16 protein-coding genes and 1 riboswitch are annotated in these 18,907 nt (G+C 37.4%); of the genes, 14 read left to right on the forward strand and 2 right to left on the reverse strand.

Translation table 11 applies throughout. The features are described 5' to 3' along the window. Window position 1 precedes the first annotated feature (1 nt). From DWV85_RS02155 to DWV85_RS02170, 4 genes are all read left to right on the forward strand, one after another. Complete coding sequence (locus tag DWV85_RS02155; RefSeq protein WP_123137924.1) at window positions 2-3,793, forward strand: PolC-type DNA polymerase III; 3,792 nt, start codon at window positions 2-4, stop codon at window positions 3,791-3,793. 179 nt (window positions 3,794-3,972) lie between these two features. Further along, window positions 3,973-4,353, forward strand: a complete 381-nt coding sequence (locus DWV85_RS02160) for a hypothetical protein (RefSeq protein ID WP_243632513.1) — start codon at window positions 3,973-3,975, stop codon at window positions 4,351-4,353. Between the two features lie 28 nt (window positions 4,354-4,381). Beyond that, on the forward strand, window positions 4,382-4,591 hold the full coding sequence (locus DWV85_RS02165) for a hypothetical protein (RefSeq protein WP_123137925.1): 210 nt from the start codon (window positions 4,382-4,384) through the stop codon (window positions 4,589-4,591). A 56-nt stretch (window positions 4,592-4,647) separates the two neighbouring features. Beyond that, on the forward strand, window positions 4,648-5,106 hold the full coding sequence (locus DWV85_RS02170) for a hypothetical protein (protein ID WP_008600986.1): 459 nt from the start codon (window positions 4,648-4,650) through the stop codon (window positions 5,104-5,106). Between the two features lie 90 nt (window positions 5,107-5,196). On the opposite strand, the gene poxB is transcribed toward DWV85_RS02170, so the two are convergent. Next, the gene (gene poxB, locus DWV85_RS02175; RefSeq protein WP_123137926.1) at window positions 5,197-6,939 is read right to left on the reverse strand and encodes a ubiquinone-dependent pyruvate dehydrogenase; all 1,743 of its coding nucleotides are present in this window, start codon (window positions 6,937-6,939) and stop codon (window positions 5,197-5,199) included. A 293-nt stretch (window positions 6,940-7,232) separates the two neighbouring features. After that, window positions 7,233-7,348: riboswitch (FMN riboswitch) on the forward strand. A 67-nt stretch (window positions 7,349-7,415) separates the two neighbouring features. Between poxB and ribD the strand changes: the two genes are divergently transcribed. From ribD to DWV85_RS02220, 9 genes are all read left to right on the forward strand, one after another. Beyond that, complete coding sequence (gene ribD / locus DWV85_RS02180) at window positions 7,416-8,630, forward strand: bifunctional diaminohydroxyphosphoribosylaminopyrimidine deaminase/5-amino-6-(5-phosphoribosylamino)uracil reductase RibD (protein WP_008600982.1); 1,215 nt, start codon at window positions 7,416-7,418, stop codon at window positions 8,628-8,630. Then, window positions 8,611-9,267: a riboflavin synthase gene (locus tag DWV85_RS02185; RefSeq protein WP_008600980.1), complete on the forward strand. Its 657-nt coding sequence runs from the start codon at window positions 8,611-8,613 to the stop codon at window positions 9,265-9,267. The genes ribD and DWV85_RS02185 overlap by 20 nt, the downstream gene beginning before the upstream one ends. Before the next feature lie 15 nt (window positions 9,268-9,282). Continuing rightward, complete coding sequence (locus DWV85_RS02190) at window positions 9,283-10,485, forward strand: bifunctional 3,4-dihydroxy-2-butanone-4-phosphate synthase/GTP cyclohydrolase II (protein ID WP_008600978.1); 1,203 nt, start codon at window positions 9,283-9,285, stop codon at window positions 10,483-10,485. A gap of 69 nt (window positions 10,486-10,554) precedes the next feature. Continuing rightward, a complete protein-coding gene (gene ribE / locus DWV85_RS02195) occupies window positions 10,555-11,016 on the forward strand; it encodes a 6,7-dimethyl-8-ribityllumazine synthase (protein WP_004697404.1) in 462 nt (153 codons plus the stop codon). A gap of 197 nt (window positions 11,017-11,213) precedes the next feature. After that, window positions 11,214-12,092 (forward strand): Hsp33 family molecular chaperone HslO, encoded by an 879-nt coding sequence (hslO, locus tag DWV85_RS02200; protein WP_123137927.1) that lies wholly within the window; start codon window positions 11,214-11,216, stop codon window positions 12,090-12,092. 109 nt (window positions 12,093-12,201) lie between these two features. Next, window positions 12,202-12,996: an S-methyl-5'-thioadenosine phosphorylase gene (mtnP, locus tag DWV85_RS02205; protein WP_077708432.1), complete on the forward strand. Its 795-nt coding sequence runs from the start codon at window positions 12,202-12,204 to the stop codon at window positions 12,994-12,996. Window positions 12,997-13,039: 43 nt separating this feature from the next. Continuing rightward, on the forward strand, window positions 13,040-14,104 hold the full coding sequence (mtnA, locus tag DWV85_RS02210; protein ID WP_077708431.1) for an S-methyl-5-thioribose-1-phosphate isomerase: 1,065 nt from the start codon (window positions 13,040-13,042) through the stop codon (window positions 14,102-14,104). 175 nt (window positions 14,105-14,279) lie between these two features. Beyond that, window positions 14,280-15,524, forward strand: a complete 1,245-nt coding sequence (locus DWV85_RS02215; protein WP_004697218.1) for an adenosylhomocysteinase — start codon at window positions 14,280-14,282, stop codon at window positions 15,522-15,524. 119 nt (window positions 15,525-15,643) lie between these two features. Further along, on the forward strand, window positions 15,644-16,933 hold the full coding sequence (locus tag DWV85_RS02220) for an amidohydrolase (RefSeq protein WP_077708430.1): 1,290 nt from the start codon (window positions 15,644-15,646) through the stop codon (window positions 16,931-16,933). 70 nt (window positions 16,934-17,003) lie between these two features. Here the strand turns inward: DWV85_RS02220 and DWV85_RS02225 are convergent, their stop codons facing one another. Continuing rightward, window positions 17,004-17,753, reverse strand: a complete 750-nt coding sequence (locus tag DWV85_RS02225; RefSeq protein WP_004697068.1) for a class I SAM-dependent methyltransferase — start codon at window positions 17,751-17,753, stop codon at window positions 17,004-17,006. 149 nt (window positions 17,754-17,902) lie between these two features. On the opposite strand from DWV85_RS02225, the gene DWV85_RS02230 reads away from it, so the two are divergent. Further along, entirely contained in the window at window positions 17,903-18,841 is a 939-nt protein-coding gene (locus tag DWV85_RS02230) for a DUF1848 domain-containing protein (protein WP_077708429.1), read from the forward strand. Window positions 18,842-18,907 lie beyond the last annotated feature (66 nt).

Raw genomic sequence — 18,907 nt, forward strand, 5'->3', positions numbered from 1 at the left:
AATGAAAGTACGTTATCGTGTTGTACCAAAACAGAATAAGAAATCATCCTTCTATGTGAACTGTCATAGCCAACATGTGACGATTCAAGCAGCAGACTCTGCATTTTCCACATTGCTTAGTCTACGTGAAAGGTTGTCTGCATGGTATAAGGAAAAAAATATCTCTTTTGATGATATTCCAACAAATACAGATACAGCTTGTTGCTTTGCTTGGAAAGTAGATACTGAAACGGGTGAAGGGTTAGATACCTATTATTATGGCGGTGGCTGTGGTGCTGGTGAATGGATTGAAGCGGCTGAAGCACAACGTGAAGCTGATGAGGCTAAAAATCAAGAACCTAGAGGCAAGTCTTTTGCGGGTTATGACCAACAAGATGAATATGATGATGTAGACGAAGATGATTTTGCCCCATTTGTAGAAGCTATTGAATTAGGCTATTTCAACAATAGTCCAGTTGTTGTGTCTCGTTCTAATCATACGGCTGCCGAATATAGCAGTAGTGATACTATCGCATCTGTGAGCAGTACACCTAAAGTAAGCAAAGGCTTTGGCCCTAAAAAAAATACAAAATCTACGGCTAAAGGAAGTGAAGGGGATGGTAAATATCCTCGTCGTGCACCAAAGGATGCACCTACTGATGAAGGCATGATTTTAGGACCTAAAATTGAAGGGGTCACCTCTAAAATCATGGGCACCTTGGATACACCTAGTGTAATTTTTGAAGGTGTCTTTGTTGGTTTAGATAAACGTGATACTAAGACGGGTAAAAGTATCGTTAACGGCAGCATTGTAGATGATACAAATAGCATTAAATTTATCAAGTTTACGAACAGTCCTGAAGAAGGGGATGAGTTACTAAAACAACTAAAAGGCTTACAACGGGTTCGCGTACAAGGTAGTGTCAGCTTTGATGATCGTTTTGACAAGGATTATATCCTTTCTATTCGCAGTATTGAAGCAATAGAAACTACTAGTGTGGAACGAACTGAAAATCGTCCGGACTCTCGTGTGGAACTTCACTTACATACCAAGATGAGTGATAAAGATGCTCTCGTATCTGTAAAAGACTTGTTTAAAACAATTAAAAAATGGGGCCATCCTGCGGTGGCTATTACGGACCATGGCGTAGTACAAGCCTTCCCAGAAGCGCAAGCTCTTGGTAAGGAGTTAGGTGTTAAAGTTATCTATGGTGTAGAAGGTTACCTCATCGAAGATGAAACGGTAATAAAAGATGAAGAGCCTGTACTAGATAAAAAGAAGAAGAAGGAAAAAGATAAACGTTACCATATTATTTTATTAGCTAAGAATATGGTTGGTTTGCGTAATTTATATAAAATGATTTCCATTTCTCACCTTGAACATTACAAAGTTCGTCCGCGTTTGCCTCGCTCCGTTATTGAAGAACATCGTGAAGGTATTATCATCGGTTCTGCCTGTGAAGCAGGGGAGCTTATGCAATCCATCGTTCGTGGAGCTACAAAAGAAGAGCTTTTGGAAGTAGCATCCTTCTACGATTATCTTGAAATTCAACCACATACTAACAATACGTTTTTGGTTCGTAAAGGTCTCATGCCCGACGAGCAGGCACTTATTGATATGAATAAGACCGTTATCGAATTAGGAGAAGCCTTAAATAAACCTGTATGTGCTACTTGTGACGTTCACTACCTGACACCAGAAGAAAAAATTTATCGTGAAATCATGTTAACTGCATGTGGTTATCCAGATGCAGACGAACAGCCAGATTTACATTTACGTACTACAGATGAAATGCTTGCGTCCTTCCCTTATTTAAGCGAAGAGAAAGCATACGAAGTAGTCGTTACTAATACACGTGCTATTAATGATAGCATTGAAGATATTAAGCCAGTGCCTGATGGTACATATTCACCTAAGATTGAAGGTGCTGACGAAGCTTTCACAGAAATGTGCTATAGAAATGCGAAGGCTATTTATGGTGATCCATTGCCTCGTGTCGTACAAGAACGTCTAGATTATGAATTGGATTGTATTATTTCCAATGGTTACGGCGTATTGTATTACATCGCTCATAAGCTGGTAAAAAAATCTCTTGATGATGGGTATCTCGTAGGTTCCCGTGGTTCCGTAGGGTCTTCCTTTGCCGCTACCATGTCTGAGATTACAGAGGTAAACCCATTACCGCCTCATTATGTATGCCCTAACTGTAAATATTCAGAATTCTTTGAAAAGGGTGAATATGCAGGGGGCTTTGACTTGCCTCGTAAAGACTGTCTTGAATGCGGTCATGCTTTACAAACAAATGGACATGATATTCCATTTGCAATTTTCCTTGGTTTTGAAGGTGACAAGGTTCCAGATATTGACCTTAACTTCTCTGGTGATTACCAAGCAAAAGCTCACAAATATACGGAAGAACTATTTGGTCGTGACAATGTATTTAAAGCCGGTACAATTGGTACTATAGCTGATAAAACTGCTTTTGGTTATGTTAAAAAGTACGCCGAAATTAGAGACATTCAAGCTCGTAATGGTTTCTTTGAACATTTAGCAAAGGGTTTTACAAATGTGAAGAATACTACAGGCCAACATCCTGGTGGTATTATGGTATGTCCTCGAGATATGGATGTGCATCACTTTACGCCAATTCAACATCCAGCTAATAAAAAGGAAAGTGGCGTATTAACGACACACTTTGATTATCACTCCATTGAAGGTCGTATGACTAAGCTAGATATTCTGGGCCATGATGATCCGACCATCATTCGTATGTTAGAGGATTTGACTGGTATCGATGCTAAGACAATACCATTTGATGATCCAAAGACATTAAGCTTGTTCTCCTCTACAGAGGGGATTGGTTTAACACCTGAGCAATTGCAAGGTGACCAAGTAGCTAGCTTGGCTGTTCCAGAATGTGGCACGAAATTCGTACGGGGCATGCTTGAAGACTCTCGTCCCCAAACATTCTCTGATTTAGTTCGTATTTCTGGCTTTTCACATGGTACAAACGTATGGCTTGACAATGCGCAAGATCTCATTAAAAATGGTACTTGTAAGTTGAATGAAGCCATTTCAACACGTGACGACGTAATGAACTTCTTGATTCATCGTGGTATGGATAGAAAACATAGTTTCTTCGTAATGGAAAACGTTCGTAAAGGTAAGGGTATTGAAAAACGAAATAAACAAGGGCAAGCTACGACGGAATTTGAAGCAGAAATGCGTGAAAATAATATTCCTGAATGGTTTATTGAATCTTGTAAAAAGATTTCCTATCTATTCCCACGGGCCCATGCGGTAGCTTACGTAATGATGGCTTTCCGTATTGCTTGGTTTAAGGTATATCATCCATTGGCATTTTATGCAGCTTACTTCTCCATTCGTGCGAAAGCCTTCGATTTACGGATCATGACAGGGGACCTCAAAACACAATTGACCGAGTTTAACCGTATCAAGGCTCTTGATCGTGCTGCTAGTCCTAAAGATAAGGACCTTATGAGTGCCTTGGAAGTATCTATGGAAATGTATCAACGGGGCTATCGTTTTATCAATGTAGACATTCAAAACTCAGAAGCTAGACGCTTTAGCATTAAGGATGGTGCTCTATTACCTCCATTCTTAGCTATTGATTCCCTTGGTGAAACAGTGGCTGATGCTATCGTCGAGGAAAGAAATGAACGTCCATTTACATCTCTAAAAGACTTACAACGCCGTTGTAAAGTATCAAACACGATCATTGATCTTATGAAAGACCTCAAATGCTGTGGTGAACTACCTGAAGACGAACAAATGTCACTCTTTGGAGCATAATAAACTACAAGACAAGACTTAAATACAAAGTAAGCACTATATACCCAAAAGGTGATATAGTGCTTATTTTTATATATTTTGCTACAATGAAATAAATAATTAAAAATAAATGATATATATTTTTTGCTGTGTATAATTAATAATATTATTGCTCACCTAAAAGACCGTAAGAGGATAACATGATTTTTATTTTTATAACAATAATGGCTATTATAACTATAGCAATTTTAGCTAAGCAAAAAGAAATATATTTTGTATCTTTTTCTTTTAAAAGAAGTAGATCTTATTTATACATACAAATTTTCCAAGTTTTAGTAATTTATATGGCACTAATATTTGCCAATTATAGTAATAAGGTATTCGCTATTACTTTATTTTCAATTTCTATCTTAGAAGTACTAAAATTATATTTTTTGAAGAAGATTGTGAACGAAGAGCTTAATAAAGAAACAAATATGCCTTATAAATTAACTGATGTCATTAGTCGATTTAGTCTGTATAGTCGAATTATCTTTTGGATAGTACTTAACATTATAGGGAATTGGTTTGTATTTAGATAGAGTGCTTTAATAAAGGGAGTGTTAGGAAATGATAGATAAAAAAAATAATCAATCTGTGAAGATAGAATTTTGGGATATTGAGCCCGAAGAAACTGTTGAACTAGAAGAATCAGATATTCCAGGTGTATACATTAACGAATTCCGGGAATATGTAGATGAAGAGAGGAATGTATTATCTCCATCAGAGGTTGATGCGATACGGTATAAAGACGATTACGAGGACGATTATTATAGATAGAAATAATTAAAGTGTAATTTTTATCTTGTTATTATATTAAAGTGAGTTGGTGAATTATGAGAATTCCAATATATGAAGCTTTAGCACACTATAAAAAGAATGAAGAGCTGCCTTATACAGAATATTTTGGATTAGGATTTTTTTCTTATATATCATTAGCTGAAGAGGCTCTAGTTGAATCTAAAATATTGTCTGGATTTTCTAAGTTAAATGATGATTCCTTTTCCATAAAAACTCACTATTTAAATGATTGTGCTCATATAGGTGATGATATTAACTATGAAATAGTAAATAATAAAATTTATGGTGTTTGGTATGATTACGATATAGATCCATATTATTCCAGTTCTGGATACATAGGTTTATTTAGCACTTTAGAATATGCAGAGAAAGCATTAAAGTGGTATAAAACATGGGATATCTTTAAAGTACATGGATTAGAGTATTTAGGAATAAACATAATTACTCTTAATTTAAGAGGGTGGACTGAAGGTTTTATAACAGTATATGATTAAAATTATGTAATAAAAGAGGTATCATCAAATGATGACACCTCTTTTTTGAAAGTTTTGCAGTTTTAAATATTTGGCAGATTTAGTAAAGTTTTAGTATAAGGATTTATATTTCATCCAGTTTGTTTTGGCCATTTCTTTAAGTTCCGTACCACGGCCATCAAGGATTGCATTGATTAAATATTTGCTGAAGCCTTTAGCTTGTTGGTAAGCAATCTTCGGAGGCATTGCAAGTTCTTGTTTGTCCACGCGAACATTAACGATGACTGGACCATTATGGTTAAGGGCTTCCATGATTTTTTCATCCACTTCGCTAGAGTTATGAATGCTTACACCTTTGATACCAGCAGCTTCAGCAAGTTTACCGAAATCTGGATTTACAAAGTCTGTAGCGTAGTCTAGATAGCCGGAAGCTTTCATTTCCATAGCGATAAAGCTAAGTTCTTCGTTATTGAATACAAAGATTTTAATTGGTAGATTCAATTGTTTTAAAGTCAGCATTTCGCCCATCATCATTGTAAAACCACCGTCACCAGAGAGGGAGATGACTTGACGATTAGGACATGCATTTTGAGCACCGATAGCGTGCATCATAGCATTAGCCATGGAGCCGTGGCTAAAGGATCCTAAAATACGGCGTTTACCATTTGTTTTTAGATGGCGAGCAGTCCAAATAACTGGAGTACCTACGTCAAAGGTAAAGATCGCGTCTTCTGCTGCTAGTTTATTGAGGCGATTTACGAAGTATTGAGGGTGAATTGCTACACCATCTGGCTCGGCAACGGCATAACTATCTAAATCACCTCTAAATTTAGTGTACGCTTTACGCACTGTGTCGATAAATTCAGTATCACCACGTTGGCCTACAAGAGGTAATAATTCTTTTAACGTATCTTTTACAGTACCAATGATACCTTGTGTAAGAGGTACGCGACGACCTAAAGCGCTAGGATCTCTATCTACTTGTATTACTTTCGCATTTTCTGGATAGAATGGACGGTAAGGAAAGTCTGTACCAAGCATTACCAATATATCACATTGTTCAATAGCACGGTAGCCAGATGTATAGCCTAATAGGCCAGTCATACCTACATCATATGGATTATCCCATTCAACCCATTCTTTACCTCTGAAAGCATGTACAACTGGTGCTTGTAAGCGTTTTGCTAATTCTACCACTTCGTCATGAGCACCTTCACAGCCGGCACCACAGAATAGGGTAATACGTTTGCCTGTTTCTAAATGAGCAGCCATTTCTTCAATATCTTCTCGTTGTGGAACAATATGAGGTAAACGAGGTGGGGCCCATATAGGTAATTCGTCAATTTCCATTTCCATAACTGCAACGTCCCCAGGAAGAACGATAACAGCAACATCTTGGTTACCAACAGCAGCGTTCATAGCACGGAATAGAATTTCCGGCATTTGCTTAGGATTGGATACAAGTTCGCAGAAACAAGAACATTCTTTGAATAGATTTTCTGGATGTGTTTCTTGGAAATAGTTCAAACCTACTTCAGATTGAGGAATGTGAGAAGCAATGGCCAATACTGGAACACGATTGCGATGACAGTCGAAGAGACCATTAATTAAGTGTAAGTTGCCAGGACCAGAGCTACCAGCACATACAGTTAGTTTATGAGTTAGGGATGCTTCTGCACCGGCAGCAAAGGCTGCTGTTTCTTCATGTCGTACATGTTCAAAAGCAATTTTACCATTGCGGCGTAAACTATCATTTACAGAGTTTAGACTATCTCCAGTGATACCGTAAATGCGTTCGATGCCCGCATTGGCTAAGACTTCTATAAGTACATCAGAAATTCGTTTTTTTGCCATATTATCACCTATATTTAATAATTACTATCATTAAAATATGGTTATTCAAACCATATATACTATATTAGACTTGTTTAACATGTAATTATGTGATAAAAGTTACTATTTACTGTATACATAGTTTATATATGTTTATATTAAAAGTAAATATATATTATTATTTATATTGTTCTAGTATTTGTGTTCTAAAAATTATATTTTAATTAAATTATTTAATATTCTTTCTCAATACAAAACTATTATTCTTGCATAACATTAATAAAAGTGTTACTATTAATTCATAAACAAAATAGATAAGTCTTTGGGGATAGGTGAAATTCCTTACCGGCGGTAAAGTCCGCGAACCTTTTTGGTATGAATCGGTGCAATTCCGATACCGACAGTAGAGTCTGGATGAGAAAAGACGAGGCACATTTGTTGTGCGCATTTGAGATGACCCAAGGACTATGTAATAGTCCTTTTTTTATTGAGGTGATATGGTGGATGACGTAGTATATATGAAACGCGCCATTGAACTGGCAAAATTAGCCACAGGTCACACCTCACCAAATCCTTTGGTTGGTGCTGTTGTGGTAAAAGATAATACAATAATTGGTGAAGGTTATCACCATAAAGCTGGTACAGCTCATGCTGAGGTGCATGCACTAAATCAAGCAGGTGATAATGCCAAAGGTGCTACTTTATACGTAACATTAGAGCCATGTTCCCATTATGGAAAAACACCACCTTGTGCGCTTCGTATCATTGAGGCTGGCATAGCTAAAGTAATAGTAGGTAGTACGGATCCAAATCCACTAGTTTCTGGAAAGGGAATGGAGTTACTTCGTGAAGCAGGTATTGAGGTTGTTTGCCCCGTATGTAGTGATGAATGTGCTGAACTAAATGAGCATTTCTTTACCTATATACAGACAGGTAAGCCTTTTGTCACTCTAAAAAGTGCTATGTCACTAGATGGGAAAATTGCTACATCTACTGGACAATCTCAATGGATTACAAATGAGTCCTCTCGTCGCGATGGACATGTGTTGCGTGCAACGCATGATGCCATGCTCGTTGGAATTGGTACAATTTTGGCAGATAATCCACAGTTAAATTGTCGTTTAACGGATAGTGAATTATCAGATGCGTTATTAGATAAAAGCATACTTGATGAACCGATTACGATTCATCAACCAGATGTAATTATCTTGGATAGTCTTGGTAGAACACCTACTACTAGTCGCGTCTTTGAAATAAATAATTGCAAGATTCATATATTCGTATCTAAAGGTTGTCCTAAGGATCGGATACAAGCCTTAGAACAAGTTGGTGCTCAAGTAACCGTAGTAGAATCTATTTCTACTCGTAAAAGCAAGAGCACAGACATTGTGATTGATATTAAGAAATTATCTATCGATGATATTCTTACAAAACTAGGTGAACTAGGTTACACATCTATTCTTGTTGAAGGTGGATCTGCAATTATCAGTTCCTTTGTGGAAACGAAGAACTTTGATAAGGTCGTAACATATATTGGAAATACCATTATTGGTGGTAACGATGCAACACCAGCTGTAGGAGGTCGAGGTTTTGAAAGCTTAGAGGTTTCACCGCAATTAACTTTTACCAAGACTAAAGTATTAGATAATAATATTCGCATTGAAGCGTATCGTCAAGGAAGGAGGGGCGCTTATGTTCACGGGAATCGTTGAAGAAATCGGCCGCATCGAGAACATTAAAAAGGGCCCTAAATCCTTAGCCATAACAATTCGAGGAGAAAAAATTTTTAGTGATTTAAAAGTTGGTGATTCCGTAGCTGTTAATGGGGTGTGCTTGACGGCCACAACGATTGGCAATAGTATATTTACAGCGGATGTGATGCCAGAATCCATTAAGATGACTACGTTTACTAATTTGAAAGTCCATCAACCAGTCAACTTAGAGCGAGCTATGCTTGCTAATGGTAGATTTGGTGGTCACATTGTGGCAGGTCATGTAGATGGTACGGGCCGCATCATTAATCGTGAACAAACGGATAATGCCATTATCTTTACCGTAGAGGCCCCAAAATCCGTTATGGATTATGTTATCTATAAGGGCTCCATTACCATCGATGGAATTAGCCTCACAATTATGCGACGAACAGACAGTAGTTTTTCCGTCTCTATCATTCCTCACACCTTAAGTGAAACCATATTAGGTTTTGCTCATATTGGAACAGAGGTCAATTTAGAAACGGATATTGCTGGACGATATATTCGTCATTTTATGAATCTTGGTAGTGAACCTACCGAAGAAAAACCTAAAAAATCTATGCAATCCCTCTTAGTAGAGAATGGATTTATATAAGTAAGGAGCGTTCCTATGAGCGAACAATTACATTCTATTAATGAGGTCTTACAAGACCTTAAAGCTGGTAAACCTGTTATTATTGTTGATGATGAAAGCCGTGAAAACGAAGGCGATCTTATCATTGCTGCAGAGTTTGCGACGCAAGAAAACATTAACTTCATGGTTAAATACGCCCGTGGTATTGTATGTACACCTATGCGCCGCGAAGCGTTAGAAAAACTTGGCATCCCTGCAATGGTTACCAAAAATACTGATAACCATGAAACTGCTTTTACTGTGACTGTGGATCATGTAGATACTACAACAGGCGTATCTCCTGCAGAGCGTGCTTATACAATTCAAAAACTATTAGATCCTAATGCGAAACCTCTAGATTTCCGTCGTCCAGGGCACGTATTTCCACTTGTATATAAAGAGGGCGGCGTATTGGTACGTCAAGGTCATACTGAGGCTTCTATCGACCTTTGTCGCCTAGCAGGATTACAAGAGGCTGCCGTTATTTGTGAAATTACTAAAGACGATGGCGATATGGCCCGTTTGCCAGATCTTATGAAATTTGCTAAGGAGCATGACTTGAAAATTGCTTCTGTAGCAGAACTTATTGAATATCGTAAACAACATGAAGATATGGTTGATCTTGGTGCTTGCTCTAAACTGCCTACTAAATTTGGAGATTTTAATATCTTTGTATTTAAAAATGAATTAGATCATAAAGAACATTTAGCTATCGTAAAGGGCAATGTTCAAGATTGTAGCGATGTACTTGTACGTATTCATTCCGAATGTTTAACAGGCGATGTATTTGGTTCTAAGCGCTGTGATTGTGGCGAACAATTAGACAATGCGTTGCGCGCTATTGAAAAAGAAGGCAAAGGCGTTGTTGTATATATGCGACAAGAGGGCCGTGGCATTGGTTTGACCAATAAAATTAAAGCCTATGCATTACAAGAACAGGGCCTTGATACAGTAGAAGCAAATGAACAATTAGGCTTCCCTGCAGATATGCGTGAATACTCCTTAGCAGCTCAAATTATCCGTTTCTTGGGTATTAAAAGCATCCGCTTATTAACTAACAATCCCGAAAAGCGTCATGGCTTAGAACATTGGGGAATCAATGTAACTAGCCGTGTACCACTCATCATTGCTGCAAATAAATTTAATGCAGGTTATTTAAAAACAAAAGAAGAAAAAATGGGTCATATGTTAGAAGACTAATTAACTTTCACCATATAACTCGGTCGTTACATATATATTTCCTTAGATGGAATAGAGGAGGTCAACATAATGATGGTTCAAGAAGGTAACTTATTAGGTACTGGTAAGAAATTTGCTATTATCGGTTCTCGTTTCAACGAGTTCATTACATCTAAATTAATCGGAGGCGCTGAAGATTGTTTACTTCGTCACGATGTTAAACAAGAGGATATTACAGTAATTTGGGTTCCAGGTGCTTATGAGATTCCTTTGATTGCTAAGAAAGCAGCTTTATCTGGTCGTTATGATGCAGTTATTTGTGTAGGTGCTGTTATTCGTGGGGCCACTACTCATTATGATTATGTATGCAACGAAGTAGCTAAAGGTATCGCACATGTATCTTTGGAAACTGGTATTCCTGTTATGTTTGGTGTAGTAACTACTGAAAACATTGAGCAAGCTATCGAACGCGCAGGTACAAAAGCGGGTAATAAAGGTTATGATTGTGCGATGGGTGCAATCGAAATGGTTAACCTTATCGATCAAATCTAAGAATTGTATATATAACACTCAGTATCTTATGGTACTGAGTGTTTTTATATCATCGAAAATATGTTCTTTTAACTTTAAATCAGACTAGACGAACATATATTCTCTATTATTGAAAGTTAAATATTTGACATGATATACTATATAAGCAATATAAAAGTAATACCTTAATAAAATAAGTAGAAATAAGGAATGATAGAATGGATTATATAAAACGTTTTACAACCCGAGAAGGGGTTCGTATGTCTTTAGCTGTAACAACCGATACAGTTGAAACAGCTCGTGTACGTCATGATTTATGGCCTGTAGCAACAGCTGCTTTAGGTCGTGCTATGACGGGAGCTATTTTATTAGCTGGTGATTTTAAAAACCATGAAAACGTAAGTCTTCGTATTAAAGGTGATGGTCCACTAGGTGTAGTTCACGTAGATGCATTCTCTGATAATACGGTTCGAGGCTATGTAGATGAGCCACATGTTGATGTACCTTTAAAGCATGCTGGTAAGCTTGATGTAGGTGCTGCCGTAGGTCATAATGGTGAAGTACAAGTTACGCGATTTACACAATTGGCGCAAGACTATACTTCTACAAGCCCGATTCAAAGTGGTGAAGTAGCAGAGGATTTGGCATATTATTTATATGCATCTGAACAAGTACCGTCTACGATTAGTTTAGGTGTATTAGTAGATCCAGATTACCATACGGTTGTAGCTGGAGGTTTTATCGTACAAGCCTTACCGGATGCTACAGATGAAGCATTAGCACAAGTAGAAAAGAATATTAATGAACTTGGTCCTATTACAGAATATTTGAAAGCAAACCCAGATGGTAAAGGTCTTATGGAACGTGTTCTCGATGGTTTAACTGTGAATGAAGTATATAATGAACCAATTCATTTCCAATGTCGTTGTGGTCGTGATCGCTTTGCCAGTGTGCTAATGACATTACGTGAAGAAGATAAGAATGCTATTTTGGAAGATGACGTAACAGAGCTTGTTTGCCATTATTGTAATGAAAAATATCATTTCACACGTGAAGAGTTACAAGATATGTTCATCCCAAAAGGTCCAATTCAATAAAAACTTTATAATATGTAGAAAAAATACAGGCTACTAGGTTTTTCCTATAGCCTGTTTTTCTATTCTATGAGAAAATAAAAGATAGAGTTATTAATAATAGGAGGTCACAATGAGTGCAATTGGCGTAATTGGTGGTACTGGTGTTTATGATCCGTCCATCTTTGAAAATATTCATGAAGAATCCTTAGTGACACCATATGGTGAAATAGATTATGTACAAGGTACATACCATGGGAAAACTGTAATCTTTGTAGCTCGTCACGGCAAAGATCATACAATTCCTCCACACAAAATTAACTATCGTGCTAATATTTGGGGCCTCAAAAAACTAGGCGTTACATTTATTATCTCCACGACAGCAGTAGGTTCTTTAAATGAGAACTTTAAGCCAGGTCATTTTGTGTTGACTGACCAATTCTTAGATTTCACAAAGAACCGCATCACTACGTTTTATGAAGGCGGGGACCGTCCAGTGGCACATCTTGATGTAACAAATCCATACTGCCCTGAATTACGTAATATTCTTCAAAAGGTAGGTACGGAACAAGGCCTTACGATACACAATGGAGGTACCTATGTATGTACTGAAGGCCCTCGTTTTGAGACTCCTGCAGAAATCAAAATGTTCCACATGCTCGGTGGCGATACAGTAGGTATGACAAATGTACCGGAAGTAAATTTAGCGAATGAAGCTGAAATGGCTTATTCGACGATCTCTATGATTACCAACTATGCAGCAGGTATTTCTGAATCTGCTTTGACACATGCGGAAGTTGTAGAAATGATGGGCAATATGGCGGCCCAACTAAAATCTCTTATCTTAGGTGCTATTGATGCAATCGATGTGGATGCGCGTTATGATGCTCATAATCGCATGCATGAATATGGTGGTTTTAAACTATAATCACACTCATAATGATACACAATAGTTCATTGAAGGAGAAGTTATGATTAATATTGAATGGCGTAAAGATACGCTGGTACTATTAGATCAAACTAAATTGCCTACTGAAATTACATACGTTCACTGTACAGATTGGCGTCAAGTGGCCGAAGCTATTAAAATGCTTCGCGTTCGTGGTGCACCTGCTATTGGCGTAGCTGCTAGTTATGGTCTCATTTTAGCTGCTATGGAAGCAGGACGTTTAGAGGCGCCATTTAGTGAACAACTTACAAGCTTATATGAGTTTAGTGAGACCTTAAAAGAAACTCGCCCTACAGCAATCAACTTAGCTTGGGCTGTAGATCGTGTCATTTCTCTTGTGAAAACTAATGTTGACAGTATGTCCTCAATGAGTGAAGTAGTAGACCTCATTACAAAAGAGGCTATTATCATTCACGAAGAAGATGTGTCTTTGAATAGACGTATGGCCGAAGCAGGGGCTACATTATTTGAAGGCAAAAAGAATATTCGCATCTTAACTCATTGTAATGCTGGTGCACTAGCTACAGGTGGTCTAGGAACAGCTCTTGGTGTTGTTCGTAAATTACATGAAAATGGACAATTGGAACGCGTGTATGCTGATGAAACACGTCCATTATTACAAGGTGCTCGACTTACAGCCTTTGAACTTCACGAGGATGGTATTCCTATTACTCTTGAAACAGATAATATGGCAGCCTATGCGATGCAACATGGGTTAATTGATGCCGTTATCGTCGGTGCTGACCGCATCACTACAAAAGGAGATGTAGCCAATAAAATTGGTACCTATGGTGTGGCTGTACTAGCTAAATTCCACAATATTCCGTTCTATGTAGCCGCTCCTTATAGTACATTTGACTTTATTCTGGAAAATGGTGGAGATATTCCTATTGAGATGCGCAACGATGATGAAGTAACCGCTTTACACGGTGTTCAAACAGCCCCTAGTGGTATTGGTGTACTTAATCCTGCATTCGATGTAACACCTCATGAGCTTGTAACAGCGATTATTACCGAAGAGGGAGTATTGACTCCAAATTATGAAGAGTCAATCGATAAGCTACGCCAGATTGTAGAATCTAAATAGCCTATTATCTTAATGATTAGCTTATTAAGCATTCTATATATAAGAAATATATTATCTATATAAGTAAGCATCTACAACGATATTAACAAAATTATATAGTATCAATAAATCTAAGTAGATTTACTATCAACCATTTATTTTATTGTATCTACTTGTATGAGTAAAAGGAGATATTATGCAATCTTTAATTAGAGATATAAATTTAGCAACAGAAGGTCGCAAAAAAATTGATTGGGTTTCTAACTTTATGCCTACATTAAACACATTAGGTGACCGCTTTGAAGCAGAACAAACTTTCAAAGGCCAAACAATTGTTGTTAGTGTTCACTTGGAAGCAAAAACAGCATACCTTGCGACTGTATTAAAACGCGGTGGTGCAGATGTAATTGTAACGGGCTCCAATCCGTTGTCTACACAAGACGATGTAGCTGCAGGTCTTGTAGATATGGGCATTACTGTATATGCTTGGTACGATTGTACTGATGAAGAATATTTTAACTTCCTCCATAAAGCACTTGATCATAAACCACATATTATCATTGATGATGGTGGTGATTTAGTAAATCTATTACATACTACACGTCAAGATGCAAAAGAACGTTTGTTAGGGGGGAGTGAAGAAACTACAACAGGTGTACATCGTTTATATGCATTAGAGAACGCTAAACAATTAACATTCCCTATGATTGCTGTCAATGATTCTTACTGTAAATATCTTTTCGATAATCGCTATGGTACAGGTCAGTCTGTTTGGGATGGTATCATGCGCACTACGAACTTGACTGTCACAGGTAAGAACGTTGTTGTTGCTGGTTATGGCTGGTGTGGTAAAGGCGTTGCAATGCGCGCAAAAGGCCTTGGTGCACACGTATATGTAACTGAAGTAGATCCAATTAAAGCTATAGAGGCTGTATTTGATGGCTTCAAAGTATTGCCTATGATTGAAGCCGCTAAGGTTGGGGATATCTTCTGTACTGTAACAGGTTGTAAAGATGTTATTGTAAAAGAGCATTACAAAGTGATGAAAGATAAAGCTATCTTATGTAATGCTGGTCACTTTGACTGCGAAGTGAATGTTTCTGATCTTACTGAACTTGCTGTAAGCCACGAAAGGGTTCGCCAAAACATCGAAGGCTATACTATGTCTGATGGTCGTAAACTCTATGTATTGGCTGAAGGCCGTCTAGTAAACCTTGCAGCTGGCGATGGTCACCCTGCAGAAATTATGGACTTGTCCTTTGCTATGCAAGCCCTTGCTGCAGAGTATATCTTGAAAAACGGTAAAGAAATGGATCCAAAAGTATACGTATTGCCTCATGAATTAGATGTGGAAATCGCTAAACTTAAGTTGAACTCCATGGGCTATGATTTAGATTCTTTAACACAAGAACAAATCGATTACCTAACAAAAGTAAACTAATACTGTATTGAAATATAATGGTTTCTGTAATACATTTTGTATCTAAACTATTACTAGCTTTCAAATTAAACAAATATAACCGAGCTATCATGGCTCGGTTATACCTATGAGGGAAGACTATGTCTGATTTATTGATTACTCATGTAGACGTCCTCACCGATGAGGGAGTTCTAAAAAATCATGCCATTGAAATTAAAAATGGTTATATTACAGCTATTTTAAACGATAGTGAAGCTACAAAAGTAAAAGATTCTGCTAAAGAAGTGTTAGAAGGTAAAGGCCAATTGGCTGCGCCAGGTCTTATAAATACACATACCCATATTGCGATGGGTCTATTTAGAAACTATGCAGATGATCTTGAGCTTATGGAATGGCTTGAAACGGCTATTTGGCCAACAGAAGCAAAATTAAATGACGATTATGTACGGTACGGTACACAACTCGGTATTGCTGAAATGTTGCGCACTGGTACCACTACATTTAGCGACATGTATTTCTTTATGAATACTACTGCTGAGGTGGTAAAAGAAACAGGTATTCGCTCTGTATTGTCACGTGGCTTAGCCGGTGTATCCCCAACAGCAGATCAAGCATTAGTTGAAAATGCTGACTTATTCCGCACTTGGAACGGCTTTGATAATGACCGCATCAAAGTATTGCTTGGACCACATGCACCATATACTTGCCCTGATGATTATATGGAAAAGGTGATTGCCTTATCTCATGAATTAAATTGTGGTATTCATATGCACTTGTCCGAAACAAAAGGAGAAGTGGAGAATGTTATGAAAGCTACTGGTAAGACACCAATTGCGCATATGCATGATTTAGGTTTATTCTGGAATACTACCTTAGCCGCACACTGCGTTCATGTAACAGATGAAGATATGGCTATTATGGCTGGAAATAATGTAGCGGTAGCGCATAACCCACAATCTAATTTAAAATTAGCTAGCGGTATTGCACCAGTACCTGAAATGATTGCCAAAGGTATTACGGTTGGTCTTGGTACAGATGGCTCCGCTTCTAATAATAATGCTGATATGCTTGAAGAAGTACGTCTTGCAGCAACATTACATAAAGCACGTCTTTATGATCCAAAGGCTATTCCTGCTCAAGCCGCATGGAACATGGGCACTGTAGAAGGTGCAAAAGCATTGGGATATACAGATCTTGGTGTATTAGATAAAGGCTATCGTGCAGATATCGTGCTATATGATGTATCTGGTATGCACTGGATGCCTCGTTACAATGATTTAGCAGCTCTTGTATACTCTGCTAATAGCTCCGATGTAAATACTACAATTGTGGGTGGTAAAGTTCTTATGAAAGACAAAGAACTGCTTACAATTGATGAAGAAAAACTACGGGCAGAGATTGATAAAGCTCAGGTATATTTTAGTAATTAGCAGTTAATCTAAACACAAAACCCACTCATGATAATCATAGAGTGGGTTTTGTGTTATATATTATATAGATTTATTTAATTGCTTTCACCAAGAACATGGGTACAGGAATATAAAACTCGTCTTCCTCATTGTAAATACGCGGACCTACAGTTAGATCAATGGTAACAGAACTAGCACCTAATTTAGTAAGTAGTTCTTTATCCCATTGAGGTCGTGTATAAGACGAAATGTCGAGCATATGATAAATGGTATGACACCGTTCTTTTAATTCGTTGCTTACATGTTCATGGGCATGATGAACAGATTGTGGTACATTATGATGATTACGAGCATGTTCCGCATCATAGTTTAAAATCAAACCGCCTGGGCGAATGACGCGAAACCATTCGGCATAGGCTTTGTCAGGATGGGGTAAATTCCACGTTACATTTCTGGCCACAACGATATCAAAGGTATTAGTATCAAATCCTAGATTCTCTGCATCCATCACAGAAAAGGTTGCATCACAATCGAGGGACTCTGCTAGTTGATTTGCCTCATCTATCATATTAGGTGTAATATCAATGCCATGCACTGTATGACCAAGCTGAGATAGTATAATACTAAAAAAGCCGGCTCCACATCCAATATCCAATATTCGTAAAGATCTATCAGAATCAAATATATGACAAGTTAATTCTTCTCTCCATAATTTTAGTTTGGGACTTTCTAATTCTTTTGCACGTAAAGCGCCAAAATCGTGAGATCGATCTGCCCAATAGGCTGTAATAAATTCTTTATCATCCTTCATAGGATGGTTGCGTTCAAAAGTATCATTCATAATTTAGTTCTCCTCATATTCTATAGTATGTATAGTACCATAAAATAATAATGAACTATACAGCAAAAATCACATTAACTCCATAAATACTTACTATTAGATATGATATAATACTCCTATGTTTTTATTTTACTGAAAGGGCAGGGGCTATGATATTACAGACTGGGCAACGTACAGATATTCCTGCTTTTTATGGGCAATGGCTAATCAATCGTATACGTGAAGGTTTTGTAGATGTTCGTAACCCTTATAATCTCCTACAGGTGACACGGTATCCAATTAATCAAGAAGTGGTAGATGGTATTGCATTCTGTACAAAGAATCCTTTACCGTTTATTCCACTACTAAATGAAATTGTTGATTACAGACAATACTGGCATATGACTATAACGCCTTATGGAACTGATATTGAACCCTATGTGCCAACTTATGCGTCTATTATAGAAGGGTTTAAACATATTTCTAAACTGCTTAATTCTCAATCTATGGTGTGGCGCTATGATCCTATCATTTTAACTAATGAATATACTGTTGATTTTCATTGTGAAAGCTTTTACAAAATGGCTCAAGCCCTTAAAGGTTATACAGATACAGTTGTTGTTAGCTTTTTAGATATATTGGATAAGGTGGCTCAGAATTTTCCAGAAGGATATAGACCAAGTTTAGATGTTCAAACTAAGATCATTAAAGAATTTGTTTCCATAGCTCATTCCAATCATATGAATCTTAAAACCTGTGGAGAAAGGGATATCTTTAAAGAGTTTGGTGCTGATACAGAGGGGTGTTTAACCTTAGATTGTTATGAGAGGGCCTGGAATATAAAATTAAAAGCACCTAAACGCACACCAGCACGATTAGAATGTAATTGTTATTTACATGGTGATATTGGTGCCTATGATAGCTGTAGCCACTTTTGCCGTTATTGTTATGCTAATACTAATCAAGCAGTAGTTCGATATAATCGTTTACATCATGATCCAAATTCTAGTTTACTTATTGGAAGACTTTCAAAAAGAGAAATTATCAAAGAAAGTACGGAAAAGAGCTGGATTGTAAAAGAAACTGTAACACAGGATAGCTTATTTTAGAGAGAATTACGAGGAATTACTAAATTAAATGAATTGACTTATCGTGTAAAATAGATACCAAAGGGG

The sequence above is a fragment of the Veillonella sp. AF13-2 genome, from assembly GCF_003603295.1.
Taxonomy (GTDB): domain Bacteria; phylum Bacillota; class Negativicutes; order Veillonellales; family Veillonellaceae; genus Veillonella; species Veillonella parvula_E.